The sequence below is a fragment of the Thermoplasmata archaeon genome (assembly GCA_036395115.1).
Classification (GTDB): Archaea; Thermoplasmatota; Thermoplasmata; order RBG-16-68-12; family RBG-16-68-12; genus RBG-16-68-12.
Window position 1 is genome coordinate 1 of the sequence record DASWDU010000010.1, and the last position, 22,840, is coordinate 22,840.

Genomic DNA, 22,840 nt, shown 5'->3' on the forward strand with positions numbered 1-22,840 from the left:
TAGAGGGGACTCACGACGTCATGGCGGAGGGCACCGGGCCGGAACCGTACGGCCCTTGCCAAGGCCCCGTTCGAGGCCAAGGCGGTTTTCAGGATGTTCATCCCGGCGTTGATCTGCCGGTCCATCTCCCAGTCGCACATCAGGCAGACGAAATCCTGGCCCACCCTATCTCGGCGCCGAGCGCCACACACTGGGCAGGTCTTACTGGTCCATTGAGGGTTGACTTTGATGATCGGCACGCCCGCGAGGGCGGCCTTGTATTCGATCTGACGGTGGATCTCGCGACGGGGCCAAGCGGAGAGACGGCGATTCATTCGATGGGAACGGGCTCCCGCGCCGTGGAGCATGAGGTCCTCGAGGACGATCGCCGCCTTCGCCTTCGCCGCGAGTCGGACGATGCCCTTCGAGGTCCGATGGAGTCTCTGGCGGACGCGATGCCGCTCTCGCCGACCCTCGCGGTCCAACAGTCGCCGGGCAACCCGACGGTCGTTCGACTTCTTCCTCGCGAGCCGACGCCGACGCTGGAAGTGAATCTCTTGGATCCGTCGCACGCCGTCGAACGGCACGCGGACGAGCGTCGCGGAATCACTCGATGCGACGACGCCGTCGAGGGAATCCTCGTTCGTGTCGAGCGCGATCGCCGCCTCGGGCTCGTACGGTTTCGGGACGTCCTTCCGCACGACGACGATGATTTTGCCGGGGACCACCGTGAGGGATCCGAGGCCCCACGATGGGTCACTCAGGATCGAGCGGTGCCACTCGCAGAGGGGCAAGTGTAGCTGGACACCTTCCGTCCCTCGGATCGGGATGCGAAGCCGTCCCGTCTCCCGGTCCAGCCAGTACGACTGGTTCTCCGCCTTCAACATGAGGCGCCGCATGAACGGGGTCGTCGTCCGCTTCCCTTTCCTCATCCGGCGACGGTAGACCTTGAGGACCGACAAGGCGACCCCGAACGCGGATGGGATGTACTTCTTGTGAACGACATGCCGGGCGCTGAGGTCCCCGTACGCCGCGCGAGTGAGCCGCGCGCGGGATCGATGATCCCCTTGCAGCGAGATCCGGATCGACTCGTTGACGATGAGGCGGAACTCGGCCAAGAGCCAGTCGAGACGGGGGTCGCTCCACATGACGGGGAAGACGAGGGCCCGGTGGGCGAGCACGGTCTTCTCTGGGACGACGGAGGCGTCAGGTTAACGGGGGGAGATGGCCGAAAGTGAAAATCCTATCGAGGGGATGTCGGGAGTGGGCCGAGGCTGCATGTGCGACTGGTCCGCACAACCCGGGACGGTCAACATCCCGCGGAAGTTACACAACCGAGGCCGCGGAACCCTTATCCGCGGACCGCGACTTTCGTGGACGTGGCGCAACGCGCGAAGGCCAGGCGGCCCCGCAAGGCGCCGCAGACGAAGCGCGCCTCCGCCGAGACGAGCGCCGCGCCCGGCCGGACGTACAGCGGCCTCCCGATGCCCGTGGTCGTCGCCCCGCGCGAGCCTACCTCCGACGAATTCCGCTCGCGGATTGGATTCCCGGGACAGCCGCCGTTCACGCGCGGCATCCGGCCGACGATGTACCGGGGCCGTCTGTGGACGATGCGACAGTACGCGGGCTTCGGGACGGCGAAGGAGACGAACCGCCGGTTTCGGTATCTCTTGTCGCAGGGAAACGAGGGGCTGAGCGTCGCCTTCGACTTGCCGACGCAGATGGGCTACGACAGCGACGCGCCGATGGCCCGAGGGGAGGTGGGTCGGACGGGCGTCGCAATCCCGACGATCGCGGACATGCGGACGCTCCTCGACGGCCTCCCGCTCGACCGCGTCAGCACGAGCATGACGATCAACGCGACGGCGGCGATCCTCCTCGCCATGTACATCGCGGTCGCGGAGGAACGGGGCGTCCCTCGCGCCGAGCTGCGCGGCACGGTCCAGAACGACATCCTCAAGGAGTACATCGCCCGGTCGACGTACATCTACCCCCCGGACGCCTCGATGCGTCTCGCGGTCGACGTCATCGAGTTCTGCGCGCGCGAGGTCCCCCGGTGGAACGCGATCAGCGTGAGTGGCTACCACATCCGCGAGGCCGGGGCGACGGCGGCGCAGGAGATCGGGTTCACCCTCTCGAACGCGATCGCCTACCTGGAGGCGGCCGTCGAGCGGGGCCTTGACGTCGACGCGATCGCGCCTCAGATCTCCTTCTTCTTCAACGCGCACATGGACCTCCTCGAGGAGGTCGCGAAGTTCCGCGCCGCACGCCGGCTGTGGGGTTCGATCATGGCGGAGCGGTTCCATGCGAGCAAGCCCGAATCGATGGCGTTGCGGTTCCACGCGCAGACCGCGGGTGTCGCGCTCACGGCCCAGCAGCCGGAGAACAACGCGGTCCGCGTGGCGGTGCAGGCGCTCGCCGCGGTCCTCGGCGGCGCGCAGTCCCTGCACACGAACAGCATGGACGAGGCGCTCTCCTTGCCGTCGGAGAAGGCCGTTCGGCTCGCCCTGCGGACGCAGCAGATCCTCGCGCACGAGAGCGGGGTGGCGAACACGGTCGATCCGGCGGCAGGCTCGTTCGTCATCGAGTCCCTGACCGATCGACTGGAGGCGGCCGCGTCGGACCTGATCCGGGACGTGGACCGCCGGGGCGGGGTGCGCAAGGCGATCGAATCGGGATGGGTCCAGCGCCAGATCGCCGACTCGGCGTATCGGTTCCAGACGGAACTGGAACGAGGCGAGCGGACGGTCGTCGGCGTGAACGCCTACTCGGAGGGGAGCGGACGCGTGCCGTTGCATCGGCCGGGCGCGAAACTGGAGGCCGAGCAGGTCCGGCGACTGAAAGCGTTCCGCGAGGCGCGCGATGCGAAGGCGGTCGGCCGGGCGCTCCGCGAGCTCGAGCGAGTCGCCCGGTCCAAGGCGAATCTCGTGCCGGCGATCCTCTCGGCCGTGCAGTCGGGCGCGACGCTGGGCGAAATCAGCGACGGGCTTCGATCGTCCTTCGGCACGTACCGGGAGAGGCAGGAGGTATGATCGGCCGGGCGCACCACGTGGGGATCGCCGTGAAGCGGCTGGACGACGGCCTCGCGCTGTACCGGACGCTGGGCTTGGAGCCCGAATCGGTCGAGGACGTGCCGACGGACGGCGTCCGAGCGGCATTCTTGCCCGCGGGCGCGGTGCGAATCGAGCTCCTCGAGTCGCTCCGGTCGGATGGACCGATCGCCCGCTTCATCGAGCGACGGGGCGAGGGACTCCACCACCTCGCCTTCGCGACGGACGACATCCGCGGTGCGATGAACCGGCTCCGAGCGGCCGGCCTCGAGCTCGTCGACACGGAGCCGCGTCGCGGCGCCCAGGGCCGGCTCGTCGCGTTCGTGCACCCCCGCTCCGCGCGTGGCGTCCTCCTCGAACTGGTTGAAGAGGCCGGCTGATCCGAAGAGGTCCCGCAACTCGGCGGGTTGAGACTGAAGACCGCGGCGAGGCCCGGGCTCCGCTCCCCGCGCAGATTTCCCCCTACCCGCGAACGTTGAAATAGCGGCCCGAGGGTGGGCCGCTCCGTGAAGGTCGGCGAGTTTCACGACTCGAATCGAAAAATCGTCGGTCGCACCGTGCTCCACCACGACGTCCTCGAATCGACGAACGAGACCGCGAAGGAACTCCTCGAGGCCGACGTCGAGGAAGGCCTCGTCGTCTGGGCCGACCGGCAGGTCGCCGGCCGGGGCCGGCAAGGCCGGGCGTGGGCCTCCCCTCCGGGCGGCCTCTACGTGTCGATGATCCTCCGGCCGAAGGAGGCGCACGCGTGGATCCTCGGGTTGCTGATCGGCATGCCCGTCGTGAAAGCCCTCCGACACTTCGGGGTGTTCGCGGGCCTGAAGTACCCTAACGACGCCGTGTACCAAGGTCGCAAGATCGCCGGGATCCTCTCCGAGGGCGTGTACCGGCGGGACGTGTACCACGTCGTCGCAGGCGTGGGCGTGAACACGAATGTCGATCTCGAACGACTCCCGCCGGACGTGCAGCCGAAGGCGACGACGTTGAAGCGGGAGGTGAATCTGTTCGTCTCGAACGACGAGTTCCTGGACTATTTCCTGAACCAGGTCGACGACCTGTACTCGCGGTACCGCAACACGCGAGTCGAGTTCCTCCTGAAGGATTACCGGGGACAGTGCACGACGATCGGAAAGCGTGTCGCCGCCACCACCTCGAAGGCAACGCTGACCGGACGGGCATACGACATCGCGCCGAACGGAGCCCTCGTCATCATGGACGACGACGGTGGAAAACACGAGTTCGTCGAAGGATCCCTCGAGGTCCTCAAGTGATCGTTGTCGCTCGTTGCGGATGCCACGCGTTCTACGCTCCCGACCCATGCCTCCGCGGGAGACCGCGAAGGATTAAAGACGCGCCTCCGCGTTCGGCGCTCGGATGACGGTCGACGAGCGCGTCGAGGAGCTGCGCCGACGGAGAGCCCTCTCGAAGGTAGGCGGCGGCAAGGAGCGGGTCGACGCGCAGCGTGCGAAGGGGAAACTGACGGCCCGGGAGCGGCTGGACCTCCTGTTGGATCCCGACTCGTTCGTCGAGACCGATCCGTTCGTCGAGCACCGGGCGACCGACTTCGGGATGGACAAGAAACGGATCCCGGGCGACGGCGTCGTGACGGGCCACGGCACGATCGACGGTCGGACGGTGTTCGTGTTCTCGCAGGACTTCACGGTCTTCGGCGGGAGCCTCGGCGAGATGCACGCGAACAAGATCGTCAAGGTCATGGACCTCGCAATGAAAGTCGGGGCGCCAGTCATCGGCTTGAACGACAGCGGGGGCGCGCGAATCCAGGAGGGCGTGATTAGCCTCGGCGGCTACGCGGAGATTTTCTTCCGCAACGTCCTCGCATCGGGCGTCGTCCCGCAGATCAGCGCGATCCTGGGACCGTGCGCGGGCGGGGCCGTGTACAGCCCGGCGATGACGGACTTCGTCGTCATGACAATGGACACTTCGAACATGTTCATCACGGGCCCGGAAGTGATCAAGGCCGTGACCGGGGAGGAGGTCACCTTCGAGGAACTCGGGGGTGCGATGACCCATGCCGAGAAGAGCGGCGTCGCGCACTTCGCCGAGGCCGACGAGAAGGCGGCTCTCCGAGTCGTCCGTAAGCTCCTCAGTTACATCCCGTCGAACAACGTCGACGAACCCCCGTTGCTCCGGACGGACGACGACGCGAACCGGATGGACCCGGACCTCGCCGCTGTGGTGCCTCGCGAGCCGGACAAGCCGTACGACATGCGCGACGTCATCACTCGGGTCGTCGACCGCGGGTCCTGGTTCGAGGTGCACTCGCACTGGGCCCAAAACATCGTCGTGGGCTTCGCGCGGCTCGACGGCTTCCCGGTCGGCGTCGTCGGGAACCAACCGAAAGTCCTCGCGGGTACACTCGACATCAACTCGTCGATCAAGAGCGCCCGGTTCGTGCGGTTCTGCGACGCCTTCAACATCCCACTCCTGACGTTCGTCGACGTCCCAGGGTTCCTGCCCGGCATCGAGCAGGAGTACGGCGGGATCATCCGCAACGGCGCGAAACTCCTGTTCGCGTACAGCGAGGCCACCGTTCCAAAGGTGACCGTCATCACGCGGAAGGCGTATGGCGGCGCGTACGACGTGATGTGCTCGAAGCACATCCGGGGCGATTTCAATTTCGCGTGGCCATCGGCGGAGCTCGCGGTCATGGGACCCGAGGGGGCGGTCCAAATCGTCTTCAAGAAAGAAATCGAAGAGGCCAAAGAACCGAAGGAGCGCGAGGCGGCGCTCGTCCGGGAATACCGGGACCGGTTCGCGAACCCGTACGTCGCGGCCCGGATGGGTTACCTCGACGACGTCATCGAGCCGCCGGAGACGAGGCCGCGGGTCATCGGCGCCTTCGCCGTCCTCCGGACGAAGCGCGAGGCCCGTCCGCCGAAGAAGCACGGGAACATTCCGCTGTGATGCGGGGGGACATGTTCCGGAGGCTCCTGATCGCGAACCGCGGCGAGATCGCGATCCGAATCGCTCGGACGGCTCGGGCGATGGGCATCGCCTGCATCGGCGTGTACTCCGAGGCGGACCGGGCGGCCGTCCACCGCCGCTCGATGGACGAGAGCCGAGAGATCGGCGGGCCCCTGCCGATCCAGAGCTACCTGAACATCGACGCCATCCTGCGCGTCGCGAAGGAGACGGGAGCGGAGGCGATCCATCCGGGATACGGGTTCTTGTCCGAGAGCCCGACGTTCGTCGAGCGGTGCGCGGAGGCGGGTATCGTCTTCGTAGGCCCGCCGCCGGAGGCGATGGCGCTGACGGGCGACAAGATTGCGGCGCGCCGGGCGATGGGCGAAGCCGGCGTGCCCGTCACGGAAGGCGTCGACCGGGTTGTGCAGTCCCCCGAGGAAGCCCGGTCGATCGCGTCGGAACTGGGATACCCGGTGCTGTTCAAGGCGACCGCGGGCGGCGGCGGCATCGGCATGGCCCGGGTCGATCGGTCGGCGGATCTTGCGGCGGCGTGGGAATCCGCCCGATCCGTCGCCCGCGCGAATTTCGGGAATCCGGACGTCTTCCTGGAAAAGTACCTCCTCAAGGCGCGGCACGTCGAAGTCCAAGTCCTGCTGGGGCCGCAAGGCGTCGGGATCGGATTCGTCGAGCGGGAGTGCAGCGTCCAGCGGAGGCACCAGAAACTCGTCGAGGAGACTCCGTCCCCGGCCGTCACCCCGAAACTCCGCGCCCGCCTCGTCGAGGTCGCCGTGCGCGGGTTGCGCGCTCTCGGGTACCGCAACGCGGGGACGGTCGAGTTCCTCCTCCATGAAGGCCGCTTCACGTTCAACGAGGTGAACGCACGCCTCCAGGTCGAACACCCGATCACGGAGATGGTCACGGGCGTGGACCTCGTACGGCAGCAGCTGCGGATCGCCGCGGGCGAGGGCCTCGAACTCTCCGCGAACGAGATTCGCCGCCGAGGCCATGCGATCGAGTGCCGGGTGAACGCGGAGGATCCCCTCCGGAACTTCCTTCCCTCTCCGGGGCGGATCGTCGCGTACCACGAGCCCTCCGGACCGGGCGTGCGGGTCGACAGCGGCGTGGGGGCCGGTTCCACCGTGCCGCCCTTCTACGATCCGTTGCTCGCGAAGGTGATCGTCCACGGCCGGACGCGGGATCTCGCGGTGCGACGGATGCGCGATAGCGCGGATGCGTTCGAGATCCACGGGGTCCACACGAACCTGCCGTTCCATCGAGCGCTCCTCCGCGAGGGCCGTTTCGTTCGGGGCGATCTCTGGACGACGATGGTCGCCGACTTGCGAATCGCGGAACGGATCCGCGGCCGGGGACCGTGGGAGGAACGGATCGCGGCGATCGCCGCCGCCCTCGCCGCAGACGGCCGACTGGCCGCTGGGCCGATGTACTCGGTGGAGCGCCTCCGACCGTCCGGCTGGGCGCTCGCCGGCCGTCGACAACAGCTCGCGGGAGGTGGCCATGCGGTTCCGGCTCGTCGTCGATGGTGAGGCGCGCGACATCGAACTCACTCGGGATTCCAAGGGGGTCGCGGTCCGCGTCGATGGAGCTGAATACCGTGCCCGAACCAAAGCGACGACGGACGGGATCTCCGTCCGCATCGGGTCCGAAACGCATCGGATCCGGTTCCAGGGCAGCGACGTGATCGTCGACGATTGCCGCCACGCGATATCCGTCCCGGAGGTGACAGAAGACCGACCCGAGGGAACGCCCGCGGCGACAATCCGCGGGGCCGCCGTCGACGTGCGCTCGTCGATGCCGGGCCGCGTCGTCCGGGTGATGGTCGCTCCCGGTGACCGCGTGAAGCGAGGGCAGACCCTCCTCGTCCTGGAGGCGATGAAGATGCAGAACGAGATCCCCGCGCCACGGGACGGCGTGGTGCGGCGTCTCAATGTAACCGAAGGCGAGACGATCGCCGCAGATCGGGTCGTCGCCGTTCTCGAGCCCCTCTGAACCAGGAGCGGTCCGTAGCGGTGCGTCGGCACCGTGGCGAGGAGGTCCTCCGCTCGTGTTTGGTGTTCGTGACGTCCTCCAACGGGCCATGCGAGTCGAGAATTCGGCGGCTCGCTCTCCACGTCATCGCTCGGGTTCCAGATGGGCGACGATCATCGCGGGAGCCGCGCCGATCGCGGTCGCGGTTTCAAAGGCAATTCCACGAGACGTGAGGTCGAAGTGATAGAGGCCGAGCGGGTACACGTCCCGGTCGTCAAGGCCTCGAGGACCCAGGCCGAACACGAGCAGGAGGGACGTTCCCACGCGCAGGAGGTCCGCGAGGCGCCGGGCGCTCGCCGCCTTCTTCGCATCCGGGCGGTTCGTCGTGACGACGGGTTCGCCGAGTTGCGGCGGGAAGCCCCGCTTGGGGAAATCGAACGTTGCAAAACGGCCGGCGTCCGCGAGCTCCCGGAGATACTTGCCCGCTTCTCCGATGCTCGTCGTCCCGGAGACCCAGAGGGCAACCTCTTGCGGCGTCCGCAATCCGCGCTCGTACGGGAACCCGAAGGTCGCCAGGTTGCCGTCGAACGCGAGGGCAACGGGTGCTGCGCGGGCGATCGCGCGGCGGTGCGCCTCTGCGAACCTCACCGGGTCGTACGAGTTATAGAGGCCGATCGTTATGCGTCCGCGGGCCATCCGAGCCGCCGATACACTCCGGATTATTTGCAGGTGCGCCATGCGGAGGGCCCGCCCGCGTGTAGGGGCGCAGGCCGAGACGCCGAATCTTGAACTACCCTCTCGCGGATGTCCTCGGATCGTGCGGATGCTCTACTACACCGTGGACGGCGGCCGCGTGGCGGGGCTCCCCGGTCCGGCCTACATGGAGTGGGACTTCGCCCGGTTGCGGAAGATGGGCTACTCGGTCGTGGTGAGCCTGGAGTGCGATCGCCTGAACACGTTCGAGATCGAGGACTCCGGGTTTGAGCACAAGAAGATTTGCATCGAAGATTTCTCGGCACCTTCGCTCGACCAGATCGACGAGTTCGTCGCGTTCCTCGAGTCGAAACTCGACGAGGGCAAGAAGGTCCTCGTGCACTGCTACGCCGGCCGAGGCCGGACCGGGACGATGCTCGCCGCCTACCTGATCCACCGCGGCATGTCGTCCGATGCGGCGCTCCGCGAGATTCGCGAGCGAGCCGGCGAAGCCTACGGCACGATTCGGGGCGTCATTGAGCCGCAGCAGGAGGAAATCTTGTACCAGTACGAGCGACGCGCCCGAAGCGCGTGAGCGCGCCTCTCACTTCAGCTCGGCGAGTTCCTCGCCTTCCCATGTGTACTTCTTCTGTTTCCGCTTCTTGTGGACGCCCTTCTGAAGGAGGTATCCCACGAGCAAGGGCAACCCGATCGTCGCATCGACGAGGCTCTGCGCCATCTTCGCGTCCTTGTGGAACTTGCCCCACGACTGGCTCTCCTCGAAGGTGCAGCCGCTCAGGCCGCCCCACTGTGGCACGTCCGTCGTGATCTGCGCGGCGTACATGTGCGGGTTCTCCGGATACCCCATGACTTCCTGGATCACCTCGACCTGTGAGATGTAGTTCTTGGGAGTGCCGCCTCCGACGTAAAACACGCCGGTCCGCGGCGATTTCAGTTTGACCTGGGCGATCTCGTAGTTGTCCTTGATCGAGTCGATCGCGATTGGATTTCGGCCTGCCTTCACGCGGTCATGATGGTGTTTCGCGAGCGCGATCCCGACGGATGAGTCGTTGAGCGCGGGCACGAAATACGGGATCCCTTTCCGGTAGCACGCGCCGACCAGGCTGTTCGAATCCTTCTCGGCGATCTTCCCCATCATCGCGAGGAACTCGCGGCTGCTGTACGACCTCGGTTCGAGCGAATCGGCGAGGGACGCGATCTCCTCGTCGCACTCCCGGAAGAGCGACTCGTCCGCGAGGGTGTCGTACACGCGGTCCAGGAAGTGCTCCCGGAGCACGATGTCGTCCGCGTCGGGCGAGGACCGGTAGTGCCGGTATCCGTGCGCCTCGTAGAAGTCGTGGTACGCGATCGCGCCGGTCGTCACGACGACGTCGACCAGGCCGAACTCGACCATGTCGCGCATGACCTTCCGCAGCCCGCCGGGCGTGAGCGCGCCGGCCCCGCCGAAGAAGATGGTGCACTTCGGGTCGGTCATCGCGTTCTCGAGGACGGAGGCGCACAGGCCGAGCGTCCTCGCTTGGAACGAGATGTGCTTGTACCCGTCCACGAGGTCCGCGACCGTCTTCGTCGTCTCGAGGTCGAGATGCTCGATCGGGACCGTCGTCAGGTCGGCCTTGGTGGGCTTGTTGGTGGGCTTCTTGCTCGGCATGGCCGGCCCAATGGGCGTCTCGGGCAAAAGGGTTCGGTCCTACGACTTCTTCTTCCCTTCGACCGCCTCGGCAATCGCGCGGGACTTCTCTTTCGGCCTCGAGCAGACGGCATACTCGTCGCCGTCGAAGAACACGTCGAGGTCGGGGTTCGCTCGCTGAATGTCCTGGATCCGCTGCATGATGTCTTTGAGGGTGATCGACTCGTCGTTCGGGTCGATCCGCATGATGATGCGCTTCCCACTCTCCGTCCCCACGGCCTGCCCCTCTTCGAAAGCCTGTCGGAACCGTCAGATTCGTCCGACCGTATAAATACTATTCCGGCGCGGTGCCTGTGCGGCAATTCGCCGTCGCGGACGCGAGTTACATTGACGGATGATACTGGGGACCTTACGATTATATACCCTGCTGGAGGGTAGTGACGCGAACCGGTTCAGCGGAGTCGGTCGTGCGAACGATGCAACGGGAGGCACGGGCCTGATGGCGATGAAGCCCACCGGGGGCGCCGTCTCCGAGGCCTGCCGGGTCTGCGGCGGCGAGGTGAACGCGCGCGGCGAGTGCGTCGTCTGCGGCACGAAGCAATCGGCGTCGGCCACGTGGGCGGACGACAAGGCCCCGGCCACGTGGCTCAAACGCGACTCCGAGGCGGGCTTGGGCGGATGGACGGGCGACGCGACGACCGGCGGCGACTCCCGGGACGACGCGCTCCGCAAGTGGCTGGCCGGCGAGGACGACGCGTTCCAGGACTGGATCGGCGTGCCGACGGTCACGGGCGGCTCGAAGCCTGGGCGTGTGACGGAGGGCGTGTCGGACGACAAGCTCCGGGACTTGCGGGCGAAAGGGCTCGAGGCGGACGGCTTGCGCGCCGAGCTCGAGTCGATGCGCGCGACGTTGAACCGCGAGCTCGCGAACTTCCGCTCAGGTCGGTTCGATCCCGTCAAGTACATCGAGGAAACCGCGAACCTCTCGAAGCAGCTCCAGTCGGAGATCGCGAAGCGGAAGGAGCTCGAGCAGGAGATCGAGCACATCAAGAAAGGGTCCATCGCCGTCATCAAGTACGTCAAGTCGCAGCAACTCAAGGCGGGCGCCTCGCCGGAGGCGAGGAAGCGGCTCGATCAGGAAGCGAAGGCGCGAGCGTCGCTCGAAGCGCAGGTCGCGGAGATCCGGGCGGTGAACGACCAGCTCCGGAAGCAGCTGGAAGCGGGCCTCGCGAAGATGAAGCCGGATCAGCGGGAGCTGAAGAAGCGCGAGGTCGATCTGGCGGAGCGGGAGGCGGTGATGCAGGCGAAGGAGGCGCGCCTGGCCTCGGCCGGCGCACGCGAGGGCGACGCTAGCGCGCCGATCGAAGAGCTGAGACGCCGTCTCGAAGAGGAGCTGCGGGAGAAGGAGCAGGAATACTTCCAGAGTGAGGAGGCGTTCAAGAAGCGGATCATCGGCCTCGAAGGGGAAGTCAACAAGCACAAGATCGAGGAGAAAGTCCGCGCGGAGGCGCAGGCCCTTTCCGGAAAGCCGAAGACGGAGATGCAGGGCGTCCTCCAGAAGAAGGAGCAGGACGTCCTTCAGAAGGAGCGGATGATCCTCCTGCGGGAACAGGAGCTCCAGCGGCTCCAGGAGGAGCTCCAGGTCAAAGAGGACGACATCAAGAAGGTGAAGGAGCCCCTCGCGTACAAGGAGGAGGAGCTCCTCCGGCGCGAGGAGGATCTCTTGTACCGCGAGAAGGTCATGCAGGCGGAGCGCCGCAAGATCGAGGACGCGAAGGCGCTCGGCGGCTCGACGGCCGAGCTCGACCTGAAGGCCCGCCTCGAGGAACTGAAGTCGGAGATCACGCAGAAGGAGGAGGAGGTCCGGGCGAAGGAGAAGTACCTCCAGCAGAAGATGGAAGAGCTGCGCGCCCGGGAACAGGGCTTGATCACGGAGGACATCGAGGCCCGGGAACAGGACCTCCAGATCGAGGTGAAGCAGCAGAAAGTCAAGACAGGCGTTCCGCGGCTCGACGACCTGCTGTTCGGCGGCATCCCGTTCGGCACGAACGCGTCCGTGTACGGGCCGGCGTACGTCGGGAAAGAGGTCGTGGTCGGCATCTTCATGGCGGAAGGCCTGAAGAAAGGGGTGCCGATCCTCTGGGTGCTGACCGACAAGGGTCCCGGGGACATCCGCGAGGAGATGTCGTTCGTCCTCCCGGGCTACGAGGAATACGAAAAGCTCGGGCTCGTCCGGTACATCGATGCGTACTCGAAGTCGATGGGGGCGGAGGCGTCGGATCCGAACACGACGTACATCGACGAGCCGACGGACCACCAAGCGCTCCTGAAGGCGGTCGACGCGAAGGCCGCAGAGTGGAAAAAGAAATTTCCGACGTACCGGCTCGCCTTCCGCAGCGTCTCGACGCTCATCGCGTACCTCGATCCGACGACGACGTTCAAGTTCCTCCAGCCGTTCGTCGGCCGCCGCAAACGGGACAGGGCCGTCGCGTTCTACGTGATCGAGAAGGGCATGCACGAGGAGCAGGAGATCCAGATGCTCGGCTCGCTGATGGACGGCAGCGTCGAATTCAAGGTGGAGCAGCTCAAGTCGTTCATGAGCATCAAAGGCATCTGCGACGTGCAGAGCCGCGGCTGGATCCGGTACACGTACACGAAGTCGAACGTGTCGGTCGGGTCGTTCAGCCTGGATCACATCAAGTGATCAGGCGATCTCGGGCGAGCGGCCCTTGGACGGTTTCCCCGGGGTCTGTTGGATGTTCACCTGGGGGATCGGAATCGGCGGTGGCAAGCGCAACTCCCGTGCGAGAATGACTGCCTCGGGGATGCAGTTCGTCATGATGATCGTGTGGATCTCCTGCGCGACCTCGGGCGGCATCTGGCCGCCAGACGACCAGCCTTTCACGAGCGCCTTCGCGTCCCCTTCCCAGAGGAGGCTCCCCTCGATCTGGATGAGCCCGACCACCGCCTCCGACGCATGGTAGTTCGCGGTGAAGCGGAAGTCCACCGACGCCTGTCGCTCGCCCAGCTCGGAGACGAGGGTGACGGTGCTGTTGTGGTCCACCCGCAGGTTGACCCACCGGTCGGATGGCTTGACGAAGCGCCGGCCGTCGACGCTCGAGAGTTCGAAGGTCTTGATCGGCATTGCCGCCGCGCCTAGGGGTCGAGCCTATATGAAGGTTGTCGCGAGGGCGGGTTTTTGTTGCGGTTCGTGTTCGGAGGGGTCGCATGGTCTTGTGGATCGGCGTGGACGATACGGACAGCCTACGAGGCATGTGCACGACGTTCCTCGCAACCGAAATCGTGCGCGAGCTGACGAAGGAATACGACCTCATCGGGTATCCCCGTCTCGTGAGGCTCAACCCGAACATCCCGTGGAAGACGCGAGGGAACGGCGCGATTTGCCTACGGGTGGGCCGAGGACGCGGAGTGCCGCGGTCCATCGGCCGCATCGAAACCACCGAGGTCCGTGCATATCCCCGCGGCGACGATCCCGCGAATCCCGGCCGAGTGGAGGCCGTCGTCGGCCGTCTCGTCGAACGGTGGTCTTGCCTCGACGACGAGACAACGAATCCCGGATTCGTGGTCTTGCACAGACAACCCGCCGTTCGCATGTATTGGCGTGCGGTCAGGGGAATCGTCGAAAAGACCGAGGCGCTCCAATCGGCGGCAGGGCTGGGTTGCATTCGGCAGTACAAGAACGGCCGCGGGGTCATCGGCGCGATCGCGGCGACCGCGTGGAGGCCCCGAGACCGAACATACGAAATCATGGCTTACCGCGAAACCGCACGGTGGGGTAGCCAGCGAAACATCGACTCCGAGTCCGTCGCGGACATGGACCTTCGCTTCCCATCGACGTTCAACAATCTCGACCGCGAGACCTTGCGGATCGCGATTGTCCCTCACTCCCCATGCCCCGTCCTCTTCGGCATCCGAGGAGAGGATCCGCAAGATCTGCCAGCCGCGGCACGCACGATCCGGGGCGAGGGTCCCGCCCGCCTGATGGTGTTCGAGACGAATCAGGGCACGGACGATCACGTAGTCCCGCGGCCGACCGACGATCCGCTTACGGCGGGCGTGTTCACCGGCAAGGTGACGTGCGCGCCGCACGCGATCCAAGGCGGTCATGTGATTTTTAGGATGGGAAAGCGAGAAGTCGTTGCCTACGAGCCGTCGAAGGGTTTCCGGAGAATCGTACGAGAACTGACACCGAACGACCGGCTTCGGGTTGTCGCCTCCGTCCGGGACCGACCTCGTGTCCTCAACCTCGAGAAGATGGGGATTATCGAACTGTCGAAGTCAGTCGAGAAAGTCGCGAATCCTCTATGCCTGTCCTGCGGTCGGCGCATGAAATCGCGCGGCCGGTCGGCCGGATTTCGGTGCGGCCGATGTCATCGGGTCGCACCGGTCGAGGCCGCAGCCTATCGCGTCGTGCCCCGTCACGTTCAGACCGGCTGGTATGAGCCCCCTGTGTGCTCGCGCCGCCACTTGAGCAAGCCGCTCAAACGAGGCGTTCCGAGGCCGTTCTAGTTCCACGGATGTCTCGCCCACGAGGTAGGGTCGCGGCCTTGTCGCCCAGAGGCCGGCGCGGTCTCCGCGTGCCGAATAAACGCCCTGCGGCGCTCGGCATCGGCGTGCCGAGTCCGGGAATTCGCCGCACACGCTCGAGGTATGTGACGACTCGGCTCAGTGGGATGATTACTGCGAGGTACATCACCGAAACCATGACGAACGCCTCAATCGGGTGACCGCTCGCCACGTCGTTCCCAAAGTGCTGGATCTCGTCGACACCTATGATGCTGACGATTGCGCTCGCTTTGAGGAGGCCGATCCATTCGTTGGCAAGAGGCAATGTCACGAGTCGAAGACTCTGGGGGAGCGTGATATGAAGGAAGATGCTCCAGCCCCGCATGCCGACCGACTTCGCTGCCTCGATTTGACCCTGGCCGACGGACTGGAACCCGGCCCGGAAGACCTCCGCTTGGTATCCGATCGTGTTGATCGTCAGCGCAAGGAGTCCGATGAACTCGAACAGTCGAGGCTGTCGCGGGAAGTTGTTGATTACGAAGAAGTACACGAGCCACATCTGGACAAAAAATGGCGTCCCTCGGATCCCCTCCGTGTAACCGGTCGCAATCCCGGACAGGGGAAGCATGACCGCGCGGACTATCCGTCCGCCGATGATGCGGAGTACCGCCCGCGGCGTGCCCCACAATTCTCGCGCGCGGCCGAAGGCGAGCGCCTCGCCGGTGCGTTTCCGCGTTAGAGAGACGCGATAGGCTCGGAGCATCCCCATCGGAATCGCGATGAGGAAACCGACGACGAATGGGACAGTCGTGAGGAAAAGCGAGAGATACAAAGGCGAGTCGATGAAGGGGACAACGAATCCGGGCCACCTTGAAGCCATGAACTGTAAGTCGACTAAGCCCACCTGAGCCATGACCAAGATGACGGCCGCGACCACAATCAGCGCGATGATCGCGATCGAGATCGAGTGCCAGTGCAAGGCGTCACGCAAGGCCTGCATGGTTGCCCGTCGAATTCGGTCAGGGACGTCTTGGCGGGGTTCCCCCGACATCCTCTCACCCCAGTATCCGGCTGACGAAAGCCTTCGTCCGCGGTTCGGTCGGGTGGTCGAAGATTTCGGACGGCGGTCCCTGCTCCACGATCTTGCCTTGATCCAGGAACGCGACCTCGTCTGCCACACTCTTAGCAAAACCCATCTCGTGCGTGACGACAACCATCGTCATCCCTTCGTCCGCAAGTTTCGCCATGACATCCAAGACCTCGTGGATGAATTCCGGATCCAACGCCGACGTCGGCTCATCGAAGAGCATGACCTTCGGATCCATCGCGAGGGCTCTCGCAATCGCGACCCGTTGTTGCTGCCCCCCCGAGAGCTGAGCCGGGTAAGCGGCGAGCTTGTCCCCAAGACCGACCCGTTCGAGTTCCCATCGCGCTTTCTTGGCCGCTTCTTTGGGATCCATTTTCAGGACTTTCGTGAGACCAAGGGTGACGTTGCGAAGGGCGGTTAGGTGTGTGAAGAGGTTGAACGACTGAAAGACCATTCCAATCTGTTGCCGTGCCCACTCTGGCCGGATGTCGGGAGACGTGATTCGTACACCCTCTAGGTACACGTCTCCGCTGTCGGGGACGACGAGCAGATTCAAACATCGAAGGAAGGTCGATTTGCCCGAACCGGACGGGCCGATGATGCACAAGACCTCCCCTTTCGTGACCTCCAGGCTGATTCCTCGGAGTACATGCAGGTCCGCGAATGACTTCTGGATATTCTCGGCTCGGATCATAGCTGCGCCGCTTCGAGACCTGGAACCTTGGACCGATTCTCTACGAATCGCACAATCCGAACGACGAAATATGTGAGGACGAAGTAAAGGAGAGCGATTTCGGTCCATATGATGAAGATCAGATTGAAGTCAATCGCGAGGGCGCCGTTTACCAGCACCCCGCCTATGAACGAGAGCTCGATTGCGCTAATGGCGGACAGCAAGGACGTATCTTTGATGACCGAACTGAACTCATTGCCCAGGGCCGGCAGCGACACGCGGAATGCCTGGGGGAAGACTACGTTGAAGAGGGTCGTCGATCGCGACAGACCCATCGCGTAGGCCGCTTCGATCTGGCCGGCAGGAACGGAAAGAAATCCCGCGCGCATGATTTCCGTCTGATATGAACCGGAATGAAATGCGAGCGCGAGTGCGCCCGCTGTCACGGCGAACTCCACGGGATTGTCGATGAAGAACAGGGAACGAATCATCTTCGTCGCGAGAAGGGAGCTGAACGAAATCAGGGTGATTGGAGGCATCGAGCGGAAGAACTCGACGTAGGTTCCGCCGACGGCCCTCGCGGTCCGTGAGGTCGATGTTCGGGCCCATGCCATGAGGAGCCCCATCGTGAACCCCACGGGAATGACCGCGCCCACCAACCAGAGAGTACCGGCGAATCCCCGGACGAGTGACGGAACAATGGATTCAGCGTACGCGAGACTGTAGACGCCGGACTGACCGAGCCATACGAGGAAAAGGAACGCGACGAGTGCGCCAACGAGTCCCACAATATTCCTCGCGAGCGTCCGCCGACTGAATCCGATCCGCCTCGCGTGGAGCAAGCGCCCATCGGATCGATGTGGCCAACCATCCGGCTTTCCCCCCTTGGAGGAGATAGCAATCACCTGTCGTCGCCTTTCCTCGGGCGCGGCGTAAGGAGCCAGGGAACGCCCGCGGGCTAGAAAAGGCATGGGGTTGGCCGACGCCAACCCGCACGAGCGCGCCTACGCGAACCATTTCTGGATTAGCGCATCATATGTCCCGTTCGCACGGAGGTTCGCGAGGGTCCGGTTTATCGAGGGTACGAGCTTCAGCGGGTCCCCATTCGCAACCGCAAATCCGTACAGCTCTCCGGTCGTGATTTGACCGGCCACGCGAAGGCCGCTGTTCGTTGCCCCCGCGTACGTCTTCGCAGGGTCGAGGTCGATGATCACGGCGTCAATCTGGCCTCCTTTCAGGGCCGCAATCTCGGTGTCGACCCGCTCGAAGACGACAATCTGTGTGTCGGGGTTCGTCATGTTGGGCCTCAGATAGGTATTCGCCCAATCGAGGCTTGTCGTCGCCTGCTGCACGCCGATTGTGTACGCCTTCAAGTCGTTGACCGTACACTCGGTCGCGCACGTGATCGCGGATGCGGTTTGGACGAGGACGCCTTGGTTCGCGTTGTAATATGGGTTCGAGAAGTCCATGGACGCGTTGCGCTCCGCCCCTTTCGAGCCGGACATCGTGATGGCGGCGACGGCCATGTCCACATTGCCAACCCCTACGTCTCCGAGAAGGTTCGGGAAGCTCGCGTATTGCCTGACCGCCATCGTCCAACCTAGGTCGTAGGCGACGTATGTCGCGAGGTCGATATCGAAGCCAACGAACTCACCCGTCGAGCTATTGAAGTCCTCGAATGGCGGGAACGGAACATTCGTGCCCACGACAAGGGTGGTTTTCGGGGGCGGCGGAGCACGGAAGACAAAGTAGCCGGCACCGAGTCCTACCAAGAACAACACGATCGCAACGGCGATTGTGACGACCGCCGAGACACCTTTGGCCCGCATCGCCGCGGGCGGCGCGCCTCCTCCCTCTGCCATGCCAGGTGCAAATGCGGCTCACTATTTGAAGCTCACCGGGGCGGAACGACTCGGACGACGTCCGAACACGTGATCGATGGCGGCCGATTTCATTCCGCTCGGCGGAAGCAGTCTTCGAGCACGTCGAGGCCCGCGTCGAGGACTTCTTTCGTAATGTTTAGCGCCGGAATGTATCGGATGCTCGATTCTCCGCAAGGCAGCAGGATCAGCCCGTGCTCGTAGGCGTCCTTTTCGATGCCGTCCCTCCGTTTTGGGTCCGGCCGCTTCGATGCGCAGTCCGCGACGAATTCCGTCGCCTGCATCATGCCCAGCCCGCGCCGGTCCCCGATGAACCCGTATCGCTCTTTCATCTCGTCGAGCCGGTTCGCCATGTGCTCGCCGAGTTTCGCGCTGCGGCCCACGAGCCCCTCATCCTCGATCACGTCGAGAGTCGCGAGCGACGCGGCGCATGCGACTGGATTCCCGCCGAACGTGTTCGAGTGCTTGCCGGGTCCGGGGAAGTCCATCTCGGCGCGGTAGATTGCGGCGCCGATCGGGATCCCGCCGCCCAGCGACTTTGCTGTCGTCAAGATATCGGGGATCGCCTTCGAGTGCTCGATTGCCCACATTTTTCCGGTGCGCCCGAGTCCGCTCTGCACCTCGTCGTCGATGAGGAGGAAGTCGTGATCTTTCGCGATCTTCGCGATGCGATCCATCCATCCCGGCGGCGGGACGACGTATCCGCCCTCTCCCTGCACCGGCTCGACGAAGATCCCGGCGGTGTCCTCCGGCGGCGCGACCGTCTTCATGTACGTGTCCTCGATGATGTTCGCGCAGTAGAGATCGCACGACGGATACGTCAACTTGTACGGGCAGCGGTAGCAGTACGCGTACGGCACGTGGACGACCCCGGGCATGCTCGGGAAGAACCCGGCGCGCTGGCGGGCTTTGCTCGCGGTCAGCGAGAGGGTGCCTTGCGTCCGACCGTGGAACGCGCCGAGGAACGCGAGGAACATGTGTCGCTTCTTGTGGGACTTCGCGACCTTGATCGCCGCCTCGTTGGCCTCCGCCCCGGAGTTCGCGAAGAACACCTTCTTGCGGTGCTTGCCCGGGGTGATCTTGCCCAGTCGTTCCGCAAGGCGCGCCTGGACGTCGTAATAGAAATCGGTCCCCGCGAAGTGCGTGAACTCCGAGGCCTGCTTCGAGATGGCGGCGACGACCTTCGGATGCGTATGTCCGATGTTGAGGACCGAGATGCCGGAGGCGAAGTCGATCAGGAGGTTCCCGTCGACATCCTCGACGATGGACCCATGTGCCCTCTTCACAACAACGGGTGCGGCCTTTGTCGTCGTCGCAATCGAGGCGCGATCCCGTTCGATGATTTCCCGCGCTTTTGGACCGGGCGGGGTCACCTTGATGTCCGGGACTTTCACCTCGGCACCCTGGGGGCGGACTACGAATCGGCCGTATTAATAGTCTCTCAGGCGAGAATCCCGCGCGACATCAACGCGCCGGTGTCCGAGCTATTTCGCCGCACCGATCCGCATGATCGTCGTGCCGCAGACGGGACACTTGCCTTTCATCGCGGGCTTTCCGTTCTTCAACTTGACCGCGACGGCGTTACTGATTTCCCGCTTTGCTCGGCACTTCACGCAGTAACCTTGCACCATGGGGGAATCACCGCGCGCGCGAAACCACGGGGGCCAAATAAACATGCCGGCCCTGATTTTCCCCTGCGACATCCGAGAGGTGTTTATTATTCGTAATATTTATATAATGTATCCTTGATGCACGGCGAGGTCCTCCCATGGCAACGCCCCCGACGGGAACGATGCCGCCGCCGATGGCTCAGCCCGGGATGTACCCTGCGCAGATGCCGCCGAAGCGACCGATCGGCGTCGCGATCCTCGCGATCTTGTCGTTTCTCGCGGGGCTCGCCGAAATCGTGATCGGCCTGGGTCTCATGGCCCTCTCCGCGGTGTCGGGAGCCGTCATCGACCCATCGGTATATGGCCCGCTCGCCGCGTTCATCGGGGTCATCGGCGCCGTGCTGCTCCTGCTAGGAATCGTTACGATGGCGGTGGCGGTTGGGCTTTGGAGGATGCGTTCGTGGGCGTGGTGGGTCGCGATCATCGTGAACGTGATCTCGATCCTCGTCGTCATCGGCACGTACAGTTGGTACGGCCTGGTGTTCCCGTTGATCATCGTGATCTACCTCGTCGTCGTTCGGGACAAGTTTGGCTTCAGAGCGCGTCCGGCCGGGATGTAGTCCTCTCCCAACGTTTCGGAGCGGGCCCAAAGGGCCCGCGGAAATCTTTATATCCGTTCGACCTGTGGGTCGTCCCTGCGCGTTTTCATGAGGTACACTCGTTTTGAGAGAGCCCGGATCATCGGCGCTCGAGCCCTGCAGATTTCGATGGGGGCGCCGTCGCCGCAAGCCGCGGATTCGGCCGGCGACGCGCTGGAGATCGCATTCTCCGAGTTCGCGTCCGGGACCGTGCCGCTGAGCGTTCAGAGGTTCCGTGATGCCCTCGATTGAAGGCGTCACAATCCGAAAGATCCTGGATAGCCGCGGCAATTCGACGGTCGAGGTCGACGTCCTCGCAGGGCAAGCCTTCGGGCGTGCGGCGGCGGCAAGCGGGGCGAGCACCGGGACGCACGAGCCCCCCGCGTTTCCGAAAGGAGGCGTGGATGAGGCGATCCGCGAGTTCCGTAAGGCGGTAGCGCCTCGGCTCCGCGGTCGCGACGTCGCGGATCAAGTCGGAATCGACGGGACGTTGCGGGACGTCGACGGGACGCCGAACTTCGCGCGGATTGGTGCCAACGTTGCGACCGCGACGTCGATCGCGAGCGCGAGGGCGGCGGCAATGGCGGCCGGCCGCCCGTTGTTCCGATACCTGGGAGCCGACAAGGGAGCGAGGATGCCGCTGCCGTTCGGGAACGTGGTCGGCGGAGGTCGCCATGCGATCGGCGGGACGACGATCCAAGAGTACTTGGTCGTCTCCCAGGGTCCGACGGTCCTCGACAACGTCCTGGCGAACGCGCGGGCGCATCGCGCGGTCCGCGTAGCACTCGAGAAGAAGATTCCGGACGAACCGCTCGGCCGCGGGGACGAGGGGGCCTGGATCGCGAAACTCGGGGACGAGGACGCCCTCGGCCTCCTGTCGGACGCCTGTCGCGCCGTCGCCCACGAGCTCGGATTTCCCGTGCGGCCCGCCCTCGACCTCGCCGCATCCGAATTCCATCGCGGCGGCGCGTACCACTATCGCGACCGTGTCCTCTCCCGCGACGACCAAATCGACTTCGTCGAGCGCCTCGTCCGGGAGTACGAGTTGTTCAGCGTCGAGGATCCGTTCGACCAGGAGGACTTCGCCGCCTTCGCGGAGCTGACGAGACGCGTCGGACCGACGTGCAAGGTCATCGGGGACGACATCTTCGTCACGAACGTCAAGAGGCTCCAGCGAGGGATCGACGAACGAGCGGGCAACGCTATCCTTATTAAGCCGAACCAAATTGGGACGCTCTCCGATACGAAGGCCGCGGTCGACTTGGCGCATCGGTCCGGATATGCGACCGTCATGTCGCACCGCAGCGGCGAGACGACGGACGACGCGATCGCCCACCTCGCCGTCGCTTGGGGCTGCCTCGGGATCAAGACCGGGGCCGTCGGCGGAGAACGGATCGCGAAGCTCAACGAACTCATCCGGATCGAGGAGAGACTCCAGGAAGGTACGTGATGCAGGAAGAGGAGCAGACGGGCGTCCAAGGCTTGCTCGTCTCGGAGGACATCTACCTGACGTCGGGCGTCCACATCGGGACGCAGCAGAAAAGCGCCGACATGAAGCCGTTCATCTACAAGGTGCGGATCGACGGCCTCTATGTCCTCGACATCAAGAAGACGGACACCCGCATCCGCGAGGCATCGAAGTTCCTCTCGCGGTTCAAATCGGAGAACATCCTCGTCGTCGCCGCCCGCCAGTACGGCCAGAAGCCCGCGCGGCTGTTCGCGAAGCAGGTCGGAGCGAAGGTGCTCGCGGGCCGGTTCGTCCCCGGCACGCTGACGAACCCGAACCTCCCGGAGTTCATCGAGCCCGAGGTCCTCCTGATCACGGATCCCGCCGCGGACCAGCAGGCGCTCCGGGAAGCTCTGAACGTCGGGATCCCGGTCGTGGCCCTGTGCGACGCGAACAACGAGACGCGGGATGTGGACCTCGTCGTGCCGACGAACAACAAGGGCCGGCGCGCGCTCGCGACGGTGTACTGGCTCCTGACGAGGGAGGTCCTCAAGGCCCGCGGCACGCTGAAGTCGGACGAAGGCTTTACCTTCACGATCGATGATTACGAGGCGTCCCTCTGAAGGGGGCGCCTTTCATGCGGTACCCGGCGGTGGCGGGAGCGTTCTACGAGCACTCGCGGGACGCTCTCCTCCGA

Annotated in this window: 24 protein-coding genes; 13 read left to right on the plus strand and 11 right to left on the minus strand. The window is 64.8% G+C overall.

From position 1 onward, the window contains the following. Window positions 1-1,160 (minus strand): transposase (locus VF992_02265; protein ID HEX9339982.1); only part of this gene is annotated, 1,160 nt, incomplete at its 3' end. Window positions 1,161-1,358: 198 nt separating this feature from the next. Between VF992_02265 and VF992_02270 the strand changes: the two genes are divergently transcribed. The 6 genes from VF992_02270 to VF992_02295 all read left to right on the plus strand — a co-directional run bounded on the left by VF992_02270 (window position 1,359) and on the right by VF992_02295 (window position 7,961). Further along, a complete protein-coding gene (locus tag VF992_02270) occupies window positions 1,359-3,011 on the plus strand; it encodes a methylmalonyl-CoA mutase family protein (GenBank protein ID HEX9339983.1) in 1,653 nt (550 codons plus the stop codon). Next, window positions 3,008-3,409 (plus strand): methylmalonyl-CoA epimerase, encoded by a 402-nt coding sequence (gene mce / locus VF992_02275; protein ID HEX9339984.1) that lies wholly within the window; start codon window positions 3,008-3,010, stop codon window positions 3,407-3,409. The genes VF992_02270 and mce overlap by 4 nt, the downstream gene beginning before the upstream one ends. Window positions 3,410-3,535: 126 nt before the next feature. After that, the gene (locus tag VF992_02280; protein ID HEX9339985.1) at window positions 3,536-4,300 is read left to right on the plus strand and encodes a biotin--[acetyl-CoA-carboxylase] ligase; all 765 of its coding nucleotides are present in this window, start codon (window positions 3,536-3,538) and stop codon (window positions 4,298-4,300) included. Window positions 4,301-4,403: 103 nt separating this feature from the next. Further along, on the plus strand, window positions 4,404-5,954 hold the full coding sequence (locus VF992_02285) for a carboxyl transferase domain-containing protein (GenBank protein ID HEX9339986.1): 1,551 nt from the start codon (window positions 4,404-4,406) through the stop codon (window positions 5,952-5,954). A gap of 11 nt (window positions 5,955-5,965) precedes the next feature. Next, window positions 5,966-7,498, plus strand: a complete 1,533-nt coding sequence (locus VF992_02290) for a biotin carboxylase N-terminal domain-containing protein (protein ID HEX9339987.1) — start codon at window positions 5,966-5,968, stop codon at window positions 7,496-7,498. Continuing rightward, on the plus strand, window positions 7,470-7,961 hold the full coding sequence (locus tag VF992_02295) for a biotin/lipoyl-containing protein (protein HEX9339988.1): 492 nt from the start codon (window positions 7,470-7,472) through the stop codon (window positions 7,959-7,961). Before VF992_02290 ends, VF992_02295 begins: the two co-directional genes overlap by 29 nt. Window positions 7,962-8,084: 123 nt before the next feature. Here the strand turns inward: VF992_02295 and VF992_02300 are convergent, their stop codons facing one another. Further along, window positions 8,085-8,636 carry a DUF531 family protein gene (locus VF992_02300; protein ID HEX9339989.1) on the minus strand — a complete coding sequence of 184 codons (552 nt, stop codon included), beginning with the start codon at window positions 8,634-8,636 and terminating at the stop codon, window positions 8,085-8,087. 127 nt (window positions 8,637-8,763) lie between these two features. Between VF992_02300 and VF992_02305 the strand changes: the two genes are divergently transcribed. After that, complete coding sequence (locus VF992_02305) at window positions 8,764-9,228, plus strand: dual specificity protein phosphatase family protein (GenBank protein ID HEX9339990.1); 465 nt, start codon at window positions 8,764-8,766, stop codon at window positions 9,226-9,228. A 9-nt stretch (window positions 9,229-9,237) separates the two neighbouring features. On the opposite strand, the gene VF992_02310 is transcribed toward VF992_02305, so the two are convergent. Further along, window positions 9,238-10,302 carry a deoxyhypusine synthase family protein gene (locus VF992_02310; GenBank protein ID HEX9339991.1) on the minus strand — a complete coding sequence of 355 codons (1,065 nt, stop codon included), beginning with the start codon at window positions 10,300-10,302 and terminating at the stop codon, window positions 9,238-9,240. A gap of 39 nt (window positions 10,303-10,341) precedes the next feature. Continuing rightward, window positions 10,342-10,557 (minus strand): hypothetical protein, encoded by a 216-nt coding sequence (locus VF992_02315; GenBank protein ID HEX9339992.1) that lies wholly within the window; start codon window positions 10,555-10,557, stop codon window positions 10,342-10,344. Between the two features lie 223 nt (window positions 10,558-10,780). On the opposite strand from VF992_02315, the gene VF992_02320 reads away from it, so the two are divergent. Beyond that, on the plus strand, window positions 10,781-12,985 hold the full coding sequence (locus tag VF992_02320; protein HEX9339993.1) for an ATPase domain-containing protein: 2,205 nt from the start codon (window positions 10,781-10,783) through the stop codon (window positions 12,983-12,985). On the opposite strand, the gene VF992_02325 is transcribed toward VF992_02320, so the two are convergent. Next, complete coding sequence (locus VF992_02325) at window positions 12,986-13,426, minus strand: hypothetical protein (protein ID HEX9339994.1); 441 nt, start codon at window positions 13,424-13,426, stop codon at window positions 12,986-12,988. 83 nt (window positions 13,427-13,509) lie between these two features. On the opposite strand from VF992_02325, the gene VF992_02330 reads away from it, so the two are divergent. After that, window positions 13,510-14,811: a tRNA(Ile)(2)-agmatinylcytidine synthase gene (locus VF992_02330; protein ID HEX9339995.1), complete on the plus strand. Its 1,302-nt coding sequence runs from the start codon at window positions 13,510-13,512 to the stop codon at window positions 14,809-14,811. Here VF992_02330 and VF992_02335 read toward each other — a convergent pair. The 6 genes from VF992_02335 to VF992_02360 form a co-directional block, all read right to left on the minus strand. Beyond that, window positions 14,783-15,859 carry an amino acid ABC transporter permease gene (locus VF992_02335; GenBank protein ID HEX9339996.1) on the minus strand — a complete coding sequence of 359 codons (1,077 nt, stop codon included), beginning with the start codon at window positions 15,857-15,859 and terminating at the stop codon, window positions 14,783-14,785. The genes VF992_02330 and VF992_02335 overlap by 29 nt on opposite strands. A 4-nt stretch (window positions 15,860-15,863) precedes the next feature. Next, entirely contained in the window at window positions 15,864-16,589 is a 726-nt protein-coding gene (locus VF992_02340) for an amino acid ABC transporter ATP-binding protein (protein ID HEX9339997.1), read from the minus strand. Further along, window positions 16,586-17,539 carry an amino acid ABC transporter permease gene (locus VF992_02345; GenBank protein HEX9339998.1) on the minus strand — a complete coding sequence of 318 codons (954 nt, stop codon included), beginning with the start codon at window positions 17,537-17,539 and terminating at the stop codon, window positions 16,586-16,588. The genes VF992_02340 and VF992_02345 overlap by 4 nt, the downstream gene beginning before the upstream one ends. A gap of 33 nt (window positions 17,540-17,572) precedes the next feature. After that, complete coding sequence (locus VF992_02350; GenBank protein ID HEX9339999.1) at window positions 17,573-18,430, minus strand: transporter substrate-binding domain-containing protein; 858 nt, start codon at window positions 18,428-18,430, stop codon at window positions 17,573-17,575. A gap of 89 nt (window positions 18,431-18,519) precedes the next feature. Continuing rightward, entirely contained in the window at window positions 18,520-19,842 is a 1,323-nt protein-coding gene (locus tag VF992_02355; protein HEX9340000.1) for an acetyl ornithine aminotransferase family protein, read from the minus strand. 90 nt (window positions 19,843-19,932) lie between these two features. Beyond that, on the minus strand, window positions 19,933-20,079 hold the full coding sequence (locus VF992_02360; protein ID HEX9340001.1) for a DUF5679 domain-containing protein: 147 nt from the start codon (window positions 20,077-20,079) through the stop codon (window positions 19,933-19,935). 137 nt (window positions 20,080-20,216) lie between these two features. Here VF992_02360 and VF992_02365 point away from each other — a divergent pair, with 137 nt between their 5' ends. The 4 genes from VF992_02365 (at window position 20,217) to rpsB (ending at window position 22,766) form a co-directional block, all read left to right on the plus strand. After that, entirely contained in the window at window positions 20,217-20,678 is a 462-nt protein-coding gene (locus VF992_02365; protein HEX9340002.1) for a hypothetical protein, read from the plus strand. Between the two features lie 87 nt (window positions 20,679-20,765). Further along, window positions 20,766-20,948: a DNA-directed RNA polymerase subunit K gene (locus tag VF992_02370; GenBank protein ID HEX9340003.1), complete on the plus strand. Its 183-nt coding sequence runs from the start codon at window positions 20,766-20,768 to the stop codon at window positions 20,946-20,948. Then, window positions 20,935-22,146: an enolase C-terminal domain-like protein gene (locus tag VF992_02375; protein ID HEX9340004.1), complete on the plus strand. Its 1,212-nt coding sequence runs from the start codon at window positions 20,935-20,937 to the stop codon at window positions 22,144-22,146. Before VF992_02370 ends, VF992_02375 begins: the two co-directional genes overlap by 14 nt. Then, the gene (gene rpsB, locus VF992_02380; GenBank protein HEX9340005.1) at window positions 22,146-22,766 is read left to right on the plus strand and encodes a 30S ribosomal protein S2; all 621 of its coding nucleotides are present in this window, start codon (window positions 22,146-22,148) and stop codon (window positions 22,764-22,766) included. The genes VF992_02375 and rpsB overlap by 1 nt, the downstream gene beginning before the upstream one ends. Window positions 22,767-22,840: the final 74 nt, after the last annotated feature.